Source organism: Plantibacter sp. CFBP 8775, from assembly GCF_014839505.1.
Taxonomy (GTDB): domain Bacteria; phylum Actinomycetota; class Actinomycetes; order Actinomycetales; family Microbacteriaceae; genus Plantibacter; species Plantibacter auratus.
Genome location: NZ_JACYNV010000001.1, coordinates 60,924 through 73,242, shown reverse-complemented (window position 1 = coordinate 73,242; position 12,319 = coordinate 60,924). Strand labels below are relative to the sequence as shown.

Below are 12,319 nucleotides of genomic sequence, written 5' to 3'. Positions count from 1 at the left end.
CATCTCACACCACTTCCTGGGTGGCCGACCTGCGTCGGCGGAGGCGGCCGGTGCCGACGGCGGCCGCACGAGGTCTGATCGTCGCCGTCGCGGACATCATCGTCGGGAGAAGAGCCGCTCGAACAGCGAGGGCTTCGGAGCGGGCCGGCTGCCGGCGATCCGGCGCATCCGTGCCTGGATCTCCGGATCGCTCTGCATCGCCAACATCGCCAACCGCGCCGATCCGAGACCCCACTGCGACCAGTGCTTCGCGTGAGCCGTCACCGCCGTGATCTGGCTGAGCTGGTTCAGATCGCTGAGTTCCCGCCATCGCGTGAGGTCGAGCATCGCGATCTCCTCGGCATAGGTCTCGTTCACCCGGGTGATCCCGGCATTGCCCGCTCGACGGCGCGCAGGGGTCTCGGCCGAGGCGTCGCCCGTCGCGAGGTGGATGGTGGCGAGCTCGTCGAGCAACTCCTCGAACACTGCGTGCAGCTCGGAACGGACCTTTGGGGCTGTCACCATGACCTGGTCCTCCTCGGTCCTCCACGCGATCAGCACGCCGCCGGAGCAGAGGCGGCACAGTTGCCTGGGCACGATGCGGCTCGTGGCGTAGCCGCACTGGCAATACCCCGCGATGTTGGCAAGGGTGTCGTCGAGTGAGACGAAGGTGCTGTTCTCCTCCGACTCCGCCTCTTCCACGGACTCCATCAGCAGCAGGGCTCCGGGCACGCCCACGGCCGCCGCTCGTCCGACATAGCTGCCGGGCACCCGGCTGATCTTCGCGGTCCACAGGTCGACGTCTTCGGCACTGAACAGCCCACTGGCCTGACGGACGTACTCACTGACGCTCCGCTCGACGATCGCCTCGAGCTCGGTGTCGAGTCGTTTCATCGCGGCATCGTCCGACGGGTCGTCGAATCGTTCGTTCAGCGCGATCACCGCTTCGCGGCCGCGAGCCGCGATCGCCTGGTGCACGGCTGCGGCGCGCGGGTTCCGCTGCAGCAGCAGCTCCTCAGTGCCGAGTATCTCGATGCTCGTGATCATGGGGTTCCTCGCAATCGGGGACACCGGCTCATCCGGTGTGCTGACAGGACGTGTGCCCGGTGGGGCCGCGCCGGGTTTGACAGCCCGCAGGACGAGCCCACCGTGGACCGGCTAAAGAGGCCCAGCACCTCAGCGGGTGAAGGCGATGGCGCCAGCAGCGTCACGGGTCAACACTCCTGTGTAGGAGACGGTCAGGATGGGCAGGGCGTCGTCGGAGAAGCGGATCCGGAACGCCGACGTGGCGTGATACTCGCCGTCGATCAACACGATCTCCGGACCCGGCTCGCGGAACCATTCAGCCGTCACCGCATCACCGAGCGGTCCTGGCAGCACACTCGTCAGCTCTTCCGGACAGGACGGTCCGACGAAGTGCTCGGCCCGCATGCCGCCTGCAGCCCCTCGATCGCCGCGGCCAGTCCGGTTTCCACGTCTGACATGAACGCCGGCGAGAAGCTGAAGCCGTCTCCCGTGGCCTGTCCATCGGCATCGACCAGATCCGGGACGTACGCGGTGAACGCATCCTCTTTCCCGATCAGCTTCACCAAGCCGGTCGGATCCTCGAAGGCCACGGCATAGGCGCCGGGGAGCAGCTGCAACTCGTTTCCGTCCTCAGCGAGCACGTATTTCAGCTGATCGTTGACGGTCACGGTACCGACCGACTCCATGCGGCTGATCGTGATCGGGCCGTCCCCTCGCCAGCTGGCGATCCTGAGTTCTCCGTCGTCAGGAACGACCCGGAGTTCGAGCCGTCCGGTTCCCTCGGCGCCCTCGAGTGTGTAGTCGACGGTGGCGGTGAACCCACCTGCGTCATAGCCCGTCGTCTTGACGATGCGCGCGTCAGATGGGAGCGCGTCGGACGCGCGGTAGAAGTCGTCGTCGATGAACTCCTCGGGGAAGTCGATGCTGGTCAAGGCTGCGGCCGCGGTCGCTTCACCCGCCTCGAGGTGTGCGATGAACGCTTCGACGAGCGCGATGCTGTCGGAATCGTCCGTGTCGATGGGACGTGCGCAGGCCGTGAGCGCGAGCGCGACGGCGCAGACGACGGCGGCGAGGCGCGCAACCCGTACCGAACGTCTGATCTGTGGCCTCGCGGTCGCGCTCGGCACCTCCACTGGCGGTGCGCCCCGGAGACTCACTGGTTCAATCCGACAAGTGTGATGCGATTCCCCATGGCCAAACAGTACTGGTCCCGCTCTGCCGAGCGAATGGGGACCGCTCCCCATCATCACGGCGGCGGCGGGCCGCTCACTGGCCGGGGTCCGACGGAACGCGTGAGCAACTGGACGCCACATCGTGCGCGGACTTGCACCTGCCGTAGCGTCATGTGGTGCAGTGGACGTATTCCGCCCACCGAGGAAGGCCCCCACATGTTCTCGTCCTTCACCCCACCGCGCCAGGTCACGATCGGAGGCGCCGCTGCGTTCGTCGGCACCACCCCACGGGCGATCCGTCACTACCACCAGATCGGTCTGCTCCCTGAGCCCGAGCGGGGGAGTGACGGTCGCCGCCGCTACGGCTACGACGAGATGATCCGGCTGCTGTGGATCCGTCGGATGGCAGACGCCGGCATCGCCCTCGACGACATCCGCGACGCCTTCGCGGACGGCGGCGCCGACACCGACGACGATGTCGCGCGCATCCTGGACCGCCTGGAGGGCTCCCTCATCGCTCGGCAGGCGGAACTCGAGCAGCAGCGGACCGCCGTGCAACGCATGCGTGCGCAGGGCAGCAGGTTGGGGCTGCTCTCCGACGTCGTGAGCGACCGCCTCACAGACCTGCCCGAGGGCGCTCTGCGGCAGGACGACCTGGACACCCTGCTCGTGACCGAACGGATCTTCGGCGGGCTCGGCGCGTCCGTCCAGGCGTCGCGGTTCATCGCCCTGGCAACCCACCCGGAGCTGCGGGAGGAGTCCGACCGGGTCGACGCCGCCGAAGCAGCACTCGACGACACGGTCGCTGTCGACGACCCCCGGGTGGCGGAGATCGCCGCCGAACGGCATGCCTTCGAGGCGGCCCTCCGCACGGTCATCGAGGACTCCGGTCTGGCGCAGACTGACGACGACCGCTTCGACGCGTGGGACGAGTCCCACCCCCTTCCCGACGACGAGGACGGCGCAGGCTCGACGTGCGGCTCGACGGGCCTCACCGAGGCCGTCCGGATGATGCCCTACGACTTCTCCCGCGCACGCCTGCGGTGCATGGAACTGGTCCTGGAACTCGATGCGCTCGACGTCGCGCCACCGGTCGAACGCTGAGTCGTCGACCGCGATCGTCCGTGTCGCGACTGGGCGTCACCGCGCCCGTCATCGTCTTCATGACCTGATCATCCGCGCTGCTCGGTGTCACCGACACGGGTAGGTTCGGTGCATGGAGCAGACGCAGAACATCCAGGGCTTCCGGAAACTCGTCGATGAGCCGCTCTCCACCTGGCCCGGAGCACTGGTCGTACTCCTGGCTGTGTTGGGCGTCGGTTTCGTCGCAACGGCGGCGGCTGTGGGCCCACTGGACGACTATTCGGAGGAGGAGCTGGCGCAGACCCTGCCGGTCATCGTGATCTCGCTCGGGGCGTCGCTCTTGGCTGTCGTAGTCGTCGTCCAGCAGGTCGCGGGAGCGGTGCAGCTGCGGATCGACGCCTCTGCCCGCGTCGTGGAGCGGCTGTCCGAGCCGACGGCCGCCGCTCCGACCACACCGGCAGACGACGCCTTGCGCCGTCGTTTCGCAGCAGAACTCGCGATGCACGTGGAGACCGTCACCCGCCTGCGTCGACGTCTCGGTCTCGCCAGGAGGATCAGCGCGGGCCTCGTGTGTGCTGCCGGGCTGGTGCTCGTCTCGGGTGCCGTGCTGAGCTTCTGGGCGCTGCCTGTCCTGACCTGAGCCAGCGGCGCGAGGCGTCCGGGCCTCGCTCAGCCCGCGTGGAGGGTGCACCCGACCCCGTAGACGGTGACGAGGCGGGTGGGCTGCTGCGGATCGGACTCGATCTTGGCCCGGAGGTTCTTCACGTGGGTGTCGATGGTGCGGCCTCCGATCCAGCGGTCGGTCCCGTGGCCACGATCGGGCCGGGCTGGCGCGCGGATCGTCGAAGTGGGACGCGCGCCCGCGAGTAACACGCCTTCGTCCTTGACTTCAAGCGACGACGGGTGGGTACGGTGTCGGCTTCGGAAACAAACGAGACAAAGGAGTATCTCTGATGCGTACGAAGTTCTCTCGGATCCTGATCACCGCGGTCGCAGCGATGGGGCTGACCGTCGGCGCGGCGGGCGCCGCGAACGCCGAACCCGCTGGGCAGTACGAATACGTCTGCGTCGGCACCGACGGCTCGTCCTACAGCATGACCAAGGGCGCGGCGCTGAGCACCTGCAAGGGCTCGTACCTGCAGAAGTACATCAACGGCAAGCAGATCGAGACCATCGCGCTGACCGGACACGGGACCATCGCCGATCCGAACGCCATCAACATGGATTGCCTGGTCGCCGTCGTCGGCACCGGCGCGTCGGCGTACGGCATCGTCCAGACGGCCGGTACCGGCGTCGTCGCCTACGTGGGCCTGGCTGCTTCCGTCTACGGACTGAAGTCCTGCGTCGCGTAAGCGCACACGGTGCGATGACGGGCCCCGGGAGACCTCTCGGGGCCCGTCCGCGGTCAGACCCGGATTCGTGCGGGTCCGACACCTCCGACACCGACCGTCACGTCCACGCCCAATGCCGCTTGGTCGGACGTCAGGCGGGCACTTCGCCCATCGTCAGGCGGGCACTTCGCCCATCGTCAGTTCCGGCTCGACGCCGGCCGGCAGCGGGAACCATGCGAGGAAGGTGACGCCCTCGTCGGTCGCGTCGAAGACGATCGTCTCGTCAGCCGGCTCGTGGAAGGTGTCGCCGGCGCGCAGGACGGTCCGAGGCCCAGCCCCCACCTGGAAGTTCACGGAGCCGGTTTCGATGGTGCCGAAGACCGGGCCGTTGTGCCAGTGCGGCCCGACGTGGAAGTCGGGGGCGATCGTGATGCGTCGCACTTCGACGGAGGCGAAGCTCGGAGCCCCATCGAGCGTCACCGTGCTCAGGGTCGTTCGTTCGATCGGGGATTCACTCATGGGTCGATGATGCCAGTGGTCGGTGCTCGGCGGCGCCGGGCCGACCAGAGGTCAGGAACCTCCCCGACGACGACGGGCCCGTGCGCCGAACTCGTCCAGCGCCTGCAGGACCTCGCTGGCCTGCCAGTGGCGGTTCCGTCGGCCGGCGCTGGACTGGACGAGGATCCCGGCGTCGACGAGCTTCTGCACCGAGGTGTCCGCTGTCGAGAAGTGCAGCCCCAGGGTCGATGCCACCAGCGACGTCGTGATCACCGGCTGCCGCAGGAGCAGCTGCTTCAGACGCTGCACGGATGAATCGCTGCGCACCTTCACGGTTTCGTCCCACCGCTCTGCGATCGACGTGATGTCGCGCTCCAGCGTTCGGCCGTTGGCGACCGCCGCGTACGCGGCTTCCGTCATCGTCTCGATGATCGGGCGCAGGTCACCGGATCGGTACGCCGTGAGCGCGCGGAAGTAGTGGTCAGTGTCGCCGAGCAGGCCAGCGGACACGGGTACAGTGACGTTCCTCGTCACGTCAGCTGCCCGCAGCATGCCCTGCACGAGCGCGCGGCCAGTGCGTCCGTTGCCGTCCGGGAAGGGGTGGATCGTCCCGAACTGAGCGTGAGCGATCGCGATCTGCGCCATGACGGGCACATCGAGACGGTTCGCGAACGCCATCACATCCGCCATGAGCTCAGGCACACGATCCTGATGCGGGGGGACGAATGCGGCGCCGTGCGGGGAGAAGCCGGTTCCGCCGATCCACACCTGGTCGTCGCGCCACCGACCCACGATGTCGGGATCGGACCGATCCAGCAGTGCGCGGTGCATCGTGAGGATCGCCTTCGGGTCCAGATGATCCGCCAGGGTTACGGCCGCCTCCACGGCGGCGACGTTCTGTACGACGAGCTTGGCGTTGACCGACGTCGAGTCGCCGATCTCGGCGAGCGCCACCTGCTTCGCGCTCGAGGTGAGATGTTCCACCTCAGAGCTCGATGCGCTCTCGGTCCGCAGCAGGATCGACGAGAACGGAGCTGCGAGCGTACCGACCTCGGCGTCGAAGCGGGTCAGCTCACGGCCGGCGTCCTCGCTTGCAGCCACGAGGTCCGCGGGCAGCTCGACGGACAGATGAGCGATGAGGGGAGGGACTGCCGCCTGATATGGGCCCGCGGCCGACCGGCGGCGTCGCTTGGGCGCGACCGCGTCGCTGTCGTGCGTCCATGGCCGCGGTTCGTAATTCGTCGCCGGCCAGGACCGTTCCAGCCCTGCGGAGTCGGTAGGCGAGATCATGGCGCTACCTTATTCGGGTTTACTGAAATTAACCCGAATACAGATCGCGATCCCGAGCATGGTGAACGCGACGGCGATCACCACGGTCGGGACGGCCTCGGGTACATCAGCGATCAGGACGGATGGCCGATCGTGACGCTCTCCCGCTCGGCGCGGGTGAGTTTGACCCGGGCGAGGCGGATCCGCTGCCCGCCCTTCACTGGTCGCGGAAGGGCCACGGTGAGCGGTCCCTCGTCCTGGGCGCCGAACAGGCAACCGTCCGCTTGTGGAAACACCACCGTCGCGGGAATGGCGCGAAAGACGCCGATCTGCTGCTTGAGCACCGCCAGTCGGTGGATGTCGAATGCACGCGCCACCGTGGCCGCGCGGACCGTGCGCAGGGCGCCCGCGAACACCCACGTCGGCATCCGCGGGCCTGAGACGAGCATGAACGGCTTCTGGAGATCACGAGCGCGAGCTTCACCCCTGCCGCCGACCAGACGCTGGTCGTACGTGATGGTGGGCGAACCCTCGCCACCCCATTCGGCGAGGCCGCTCGGTGCCTGCAGGGCGACCCAGCCGTCCTTGCGGAAGATCCCGAACTCTCGCCGGAGACGGACCTGTATCGACACCACCGAGATGGCGATCAGCAGGAGGCCCGTGGCGACCCACCCTGCCACGGCCGGCCTCGAGAGCCATTCCCCGAGCACGCCGATGCCGGGCTCGGATGCTGTCGTGAAGGCATCGACCAGTCCGAAGACCTGTGGGATCAGGAACGGGATCCCGAGCACCAGCCCGAGTATGGAGTACTCGCCTTCAGTCTTCAACCGGCGACGGAAGCCGCCGAGGGTGCTGATCTCCTGCTCGATGCTCCACCGCAACTCGTCGAGGCGGCGAGGATCGACGCTCGCTTCCCAATCCGGGCCGAGCCAGCCACGCACCGGCCCACTGTCGTTCCGAGGAATGCTCACAGAACCAGGGTAGAGGCACCGCCGCACTGCTCGACGAGTGGCCGAGAGACGTGTTCCGACTCAGTAACCGGTTGCGACATCCGCTTGGGGAAGCTATCTTCCTATAAACACGTTCCATGAACATTGGGGGAGATGATGATTCGCAAGAAGATCCTGGTACTGCTCACGTCCGGACTGGTGGTCGCCGGCGGACTCGGCGGTGTGGCGGCTAACGCCGTGGCGAGCTCCGCGGAGGCGGAGGCGACCGCGACGCCGACCGAGAGCGCGACGCCGACCGCGACCACGCCGCCCACCGAGTCCACGCACATCAACGAGTTCTACCTGCAGGGCCTCTGGCAGCGATTCTTCGAGGTTGGTACAGCCGCGATGGCGTCCTGCATGACCGAAGCGGGGTTCGGGTTCGACGACACCAGCTTCGACGGGATGCCGCCAGGTCTGAGCGAGGCCGACCAGGACGCCTGGCAGGCGGCCGCGGTCCCCTGTCGTGAGGAGCGGGACGCGGCGACCGCTGCTGCCGAGGCGGCCTACGTGCCGACCGAGGAGGAGCGTGCCACGGCGCTGGCGTTCGCGACGCAGTATCAGGGCTGGATCGATGCGATGCGCTCATGCATGGCCGACCGCGGCCACGAGTTCGTGGGCGCCGTCGACATGACGCTCCAGGCCTACCCGTATCCCGAAGGTCAGCAGGCGACCGGGATGCCCGACGGCCTGTCTCCGGAGGAGAGCCACCAGTGGAAGTTGGATGCCACCGGCTACGACTACTCCTTCCCCGAGTCGGAGCAGAGCACCTGGGAGGCGTCCTGCGGTTTCGTCGCCGACGCCGCCTACGGTGGGCCCGGTCACTGATCGGTCTGTCGAGAGTCGGTCTCGTGTCCGCCACAGAGCGTCGGACACGAGACCGGCCACCGAGTGGGTGAGGATGGGGCCATGCGCGCAATCTTCACGGACATCGTCAACGGGGCCGAGCAGCAGGTCCGAGACCGGATCGCACAGGATCCGTCGGTCGTCGGAGCCGTCGCCGCGGGTACGCCGAAGCAGTACGCCGGACAATCCACTCTGCAGGTGGCAGTCCGTTCCGGCGAATTCGCCATCGCGCATTTCTTGCTGGCGAGCGGCGCCGATCCCGGGTTCGTCGACGTCGATTCGCCGAGTGGATGGGCCAAACCTGTGCTCCACGATGCGCTCGTGGCTGCAGTGCAACGCTCACGCTGGATGCGTCAGACGTTCACTGCGCAGTCGGAGCGAGCGTTCCGAACGGTGAACAGCGCATCGAAGTCGGACGACGCGTACAGCGTCGTCGTGGCGCTGCTCGATGCGGGCGCCGATGTACGCGCAGTGGATTCGAAAGGATGCACGCCGCTCGGTCGCGCCGCACGCGCAGCACACGACGTCCTTCCTCGCAGGCCGCACGGACAGCCCGATGCGCGAGACGGCAGACCGTTGAACCCGGAGCTCGTCGAAGACCTCTCGCGGATCTTCGACCTCCTCCGCCAGCGTGGGGCCGACCCGGCACTCCGAGAGCCGCAACTGGACATGTCGTTGAGCACCTACTACGAGACCGAACTCGTCGGGGCTTTCCTCGCAGGTGACGCGCGACCGGATCCCGCACCGTAGTCGACGCCTGCCCTGCCCATGGTGGGGGCAGTGGAGTGCGGGGTCATTCGGCTTGGAAGCCCTGGTCGTCGGTCTGTCGACGATCACCTCCTCGCTGGATGCCGGTCCGGGTCGTCATCCACGGTCACCGGATGCGTGTTCCGGCGCGGCGGGCCGGGCGAACGGAGCCCCCGGCGAGGACGAGCAGCGAGCTGGCTGGGATGGCGAGTACAGCCATCCCCGCGGCGGAGAGGGAGCGCCGATTGGCGCAGACGTCGTAGGGCGGCTCCGAGGTGTCTGTCGAGACGATCCCGCGAGCGACCATCCGGTCGCCTCCCGCGCCGAGCTCGCGGGGCCAGACGGCGACGACCACGGATGAGCACACGGTGGTGTATCCGGGATGATCATCGCCGTCGACCCGCTCGTGGACGGTCGACGGGAGGAACGCGCGCACGCCCATCGCCACGACGGACGCCAGCCCGGCCACGTAGTGACACTTAACGCGCATACGTGACACCAACTGGTGGGATCGTGACAGGTCGGTCCAACCGGCCGGCAACCCGGTGCGGGGATCAGCGCGGGCCGACGGACGCGCTGCCCGCGGGCGCTGACGACGCGGCGTCGAGCAGCTCGAGCACGTGGCGGTAGTCCTCGCCCGTCGCACGGGTCATCCCGAGTTCGCACGTGCGGTTGCAGGATGCGTGCGCATCGGCGCCGAGGGCGGCGACCTCGGTGGCCTCGGCCTTCGTCGCGGACGCCGTCAGCTCGGGGTGCAGCATGCCGCGGTCGCCCGCGAAGGCGCAGCAGCCCCAGTCGTCCGGGACGTGCACGCGCTCGGCCACGGCTTCGCCGATCAGCACGAGATCCGGGTCGAGGCCCATCTGTCGTGAGGAGCAGGTCGGGTGCAGGACGAGTTGCTCGATCTGCGCTGACACGTCGACCCGGGGCAAGATCTCACGGGCGGCGAAGGCCACCGCGTCCTCGACGACCACGCCGCTCTCGCTGAGGAGCTTCGCGAAGCCCTCGGTGCAGCTCGACGCGTCGCTGACGACCACGAGCCCACTGTCGGCCACGGCCGCTCGGATGCGTTCGACCGTGCGTTGCTCGTTCACCGCAGCACCGGACGCGAACCCCTTCGACGACCACGGGGTGCCGCAACAGATCGACTCGACGCCGTCGGGGACCATCATGCTCAGGCCCGCCCGCTCGAGCAGTCGGGTGAAAGCGCCCATGACGCCGTCCCCGCCGTCCGCCGCGCCGAACATGCTGTTCACGCACGCCGGGACGTAGATGCCGACGGTCGGACCGTCACCGGCGCCCACCGTCCGACCGAGTGCCTTCCGCGAGCGTCCGCCGCCCGGCAGATCGCCCGAGTACTTCGGCACGGTGTCCGCGCCGAGCACGGCACGCGCGACGTCTGTCACCGCACCGACCACCGGAGCCGGCAGGAGCTTCGCGCCGGAGAGCGCGACCGAACCGATCCTCGTGACCGGCCCCCAACCGGTGGCAGCAGCCTTCCAGCCCGCGGCGGCGACCGGAGCCGCCTCGGTGCGCCGGATGCGCTTGACCAGCGCGCCCGTGTTGATCTGGACCGGGCACGCCGTCTGGCACATCCCGTCGACGGCACAGGTCTGCACGCCGGCGTAGTCGTAGTCGTCCGCGAGCTCCTCCGCGAGGGCGATGTCCCCGCGAGCGCGAGCGGACTCCTCGGCACGGCGGACGACGATGCGCTGCCGCGGCGTCAGCGTCAGGTCGCGACTCGGGCAGACGGGTTCGCAGTACCCGCACTCCACGCAGCGGTCGACCTCCTCCTCGACGGTCGGCTGGAGCTTGATCCCCTGGAGGTGTGCCTTGGGATCCTCGTCGATCAGCACGCCGGGGTTCATCACCCCGGCCGGGTCGACCAACTGCTTCAGCTCGAGCATCACCCCGTACAGTTCATCGCCGTACTGTCGGCGGACGTACGGTGCCATGGCGCGACCCGTGCCGTGCTCGGCCTTCAGGTTGCCGCCCGCCGCGAGGACGAGGTCGACCATCTGTTCCGTGAAGCCGTTGAACCGGCCGAGCGCGGCGTCGCCCTCGAACCGGTCGGTCAGCATGAAGTGGATGTTGCCGTCCTTCGCGTGGCCGAAGATGACCGAGTCGCGATAGGCGTGCTGCACGAAGAGCTCCTGCAGGCTCGCGCAGGTGTCTGCGAGGGCGGCGGTCGGGACGACGATGTCTTCGAGCAGGGCCGTGGTGCCGGAGGGGCGTGCTCCCGCGACCGAGGCGTAGAGACCCTTCCGGAGTGCCCACGCCCGTGACCGCTGGGAGGCATCGCTCGAGAACACCACCGGCGCGTGCACGTCCAGACCGTTCAGGAGCACACCGCCCGCCGTCGCGCGGTCCCTGAGTTCGACGGCGTCCTCGGAGCGGTACTCGACGAGGAGCGCCGCGTGATCCTGCGGCGTGAACCCCTGGATCTCCGCCGGGCTGCCGGGGAGACGCTGCCCGACCGTCAGGGACGTGGCGTCCATGAGTTCGAGCGTGGCGGCTCCGGACGCGACCAGCTCGGGCAGCGCGCGCGTCGCCGCATCGAGGGAGGGGAACACGGCCAGCGCCGTCGACACCAGCGGGAGGATGGGGACGGTGCGGAAGGTCGCCTCGGCGACGAACGCCAGCGTGCCCTCCGAGCCGATGATGAGGTGCTGCAGGACGTCCACGGGCGACTCGAAGTCGAGGAACGCGTTGATGCCGTACCCCATGGTGTTCTTCAGGGAGAACTGGCGCTCGATGGACGCGACGGAGGCCGGGTTGGATCGCACGCGGCGCTGCAGGCGCTCGATCCCCTCGGCGAGCTCCGGTTCCGCTTCGTGGAGCTGTCGGTCGGCCGTCGGATCGGCCGTGTCGATCGTGGTGCCGGACGGGAGGACGAACACCATCGACTCCAGTGTCCGATAGGTGTTCTCGTCGATCCCGCAGGCCATGCCGCTGGAGTTGTTCGCGATGACGCCGCCGATCGTGCACGCGACCTCGCTCGCCGGGTCGGGGCCGAGGCGGTAGCCGAGTCGCGTGAGTCGCGCATTGACCTGCGCCACCGTCGCCCCTGGCTGCACCCGGACGCGCTTGCCGTCGTCGAGGACCTCGATGGACTTGAACCGCTGCCTCGTGTCGACGATGATGCCGGAACCGGACGCCTGACCGGACAGGCTGGTACCGCCCGACCGGAACGTGACGGGCGCGGCGGACCGCGTCGCCGCCCGGAGGATCGCCGCGACCTCGGCAGCGCTCTCCGCGATGACGACCGCCTCGGGCGTCAGCAGGTAGTGCGATGCATCCCCGGCGTACGCGGCCAGGTCGATCGCCCGGGTGCGGATCCGGGAGGGGTCGCCCACGGCTTCGCCCATGGCTTCGGTGA

14 protein-coding genes are annotated in these 12,319 nt (G+C 68.5%); 5 read left to right on the top strand and 9 right to left on the bottom strand.

The genetic code is table 11. From position 1 onward, the window contains the following. Window positions 1-96 precede the first annotated feature (96 nt). The 3 genes from IFR14_RS00415 to IFR14_RS00405 all read right to left on the bottom strand — a co-directional run bounded on the left by IFR14_RS00415 (window position 97) and on the right by IFR14_RS00405 (window position 2,255). Complete coding sequence (locus tag IFR14_RS00415; RefSeq protein ID WP_191939905.1) at window positions 97-1,026, bottom strand: hypothetical protein; 930 nt, start codon at window positions 1,024-1,026, stop codon at window positions 97-99. A 129-nt stretch (window positions 1,027-1,155) separates the two neighbouring features. Continuing rightward, window positions 1,156-1,332, bottom strand: a complete 177-nt coding sequence (locus IFR14_RS00410; protein WP_191939904.1) for a hypothetical protein — start codon at window positions 1,330-1,332, stop codon at window positions 1,156-1,158. A 32-nt stretch (window positions 1,333-1,364) separates the two neighbouring features. Further along, a complete protein-coding gene (locus tag IFR14_RS00405; protein ID WP_191939903.1) occupies window positions 1,365-2,255 on the bottom strand; it encodes a hypothetical protein in 891 nt (296 codons plus the stop codon). 138 nt (window positions 2,256-2,393) lie between these two features. On the opposite strand from IFR14_RS00405, the gene IFR14_RS00400 reads away from it, so the two are divergent. Together IFR14_RS00400 and IFR14_RS00395 are read left to right on the top strand one after the other, a co-directional pair. Next, window positions 2,394-3,281, top strand: coding sequence for a MerR family transcriptional regulator (locus tag IFR14_RS00400; protein ID WP_191939902.1), 888 nt, complete (start codon window positions 2,394-2,396; stop codon window positions 3,279-3,281). Between the two features lie 112 nt (window positions 3,282-3,393). Further along, window positions 3,394-3,900: a hypothetical protein gene (locus IFR14_RS00395; protein WP_191939901.1), complete on the top strand. Its 507-nt coding sequence runs from the start codon at window positions 3,394-3,396 to the stop codon at window positions 3,898-3,900. Window positions 3,901-3,929: 29 nt separating this feature from the next. On the opposite strand, the gene IFR14_RS21300 is transcribed toward IFR14_RS00395, so the two are convergent. Next, window positions 3,930-4,133 carry a winged helix-turn-helix domain-containing protein gene (locus IFR14_RS21300; protein ID WP_342365610.1) on the bottom strand — a complete coding sequence of 68 codons (204 nt, stop codon included), beginning with the start codon at window positions 4,131-4,133 and terminating at the stop codon, window positions 3,930-3,932. 80 nt (window positions 4,134-4,213) lie between these two features. Here IFR14_RS21300 and IFR14_RS00385 point away from each other — a divergent pair, with 80 nt between their 5' ends. Beyond that, a complete protein-coding gene (locus tag IFR14_RS00385) occupies window positions 4,214-4,612 on the top strand; it encodes a hypothetical protein (protein ID WP_137242998.1) in 399 nt (132 codons plus the stop codon). A gap of 153 nt (window positions 4,613-4,765) precedes the next feature. Here the strand turns inward: IFR14_RS00385 and IFR14_RS00380 are convergent, their stop codons facing one another. From IFR14_RS00380 to IFR14_RS00370, 3 genes are all read right to left on the bottom strand, one after another. Next, the gene (locus tag IFR14_RS00380; RefSeq protein WP_191939900.1) at window positions 4,766-5,110 is read right to left on the bottom strand and encodes a cupin domain-containing protein; all 345 of its coding nucleotides are present in this window, start codon (window positions 5,108-5,110) and stop codon (window positions 4,766-4,768) included. 51 nt (window positions 5,111-5,161) lie between these two features. Beyond that, on the bottom strand, window positions 5,162-6,379 hold the full coding sequence (locus IFR14_RS00375; protein WP_191939899.1) for a Fic family protein: 1,218 nt from the start codon (window positions 6,377-6,379) through the stop codon (window positions 5,162-5,164). Window positions 6,380-6,492: 113 nt separating this feature from the next. Continuing rightward, complete coding sequence (locus tag IFR14_RS00370) at window positions 6,493-7,329, bottom strand: hypothetical protein (RefSeq protein WP_137243001.1); 837 nt, start codon at window positions 7,327-7,329, stop codon at window positions 6,493-6,495. A gap of 132 nt (window positions 7,330-7,461) precedes the next feature. Here IFR14_RS00370 and IFR14_RS00365 point away from each other — a divergent pair, with 132 nt between their 5' ends. Next, window positions 7,462-8,175, top strand: coding sequence for a hypothetical protein (locus IFR14_RS00365; protein WP_191939898.1), 714 nt, complete (start codon window positions 7,462-7,464; stop codon window positions 8,173-8,175). A gap of 81 nt (window positions 8,176-8,256) precedes the next feature. After that, the gene (locus IFR14_RS00360; protein WP_137243004.1) at window positions 8,257-8,943 is read left to right on the top strand and encodes an ankyrin repeat domain-containing protein; all 687 of its coding nucleotides are present in this window, start codon (window positions 8,257-8,259) and stop codon (window positions 8,941-8,943) included. Window positions 8,944-9,067: 124 nt separating this feature from the next. Here the strand turns inward: IFR14_RS00360 and IFR14_RS00355 are convergent, their stop codons facing one another. Beyond that, on the bottom strand, window positions 9,068-9,430 hold the full coding sequence (locus tag IFR14_RS00355; RefSeq protein WP_191939897.1) for a hypothetical protein: 363 nt from the start codon (window positions 9,428-9,430) through the stop codon (window positions 9,068-9,070). A gap of 64 nt (window positions 9,431-9,494) precedes the next feature. Continuing rightward, a complete protein-coding gene (locus IFR14_RS00350) occupies window positions 9,495-12,308 on the bottom strand; it encodes an FAD-binding and (Fe-S)-binding domain-containing protein (RefSeq protein ID WP_191941192.1) in 2,814 nt (937 codons plus the stop codon). Between the last annotated feature and the right edge of the window lie 11 nt (window positions 12,309-12,319).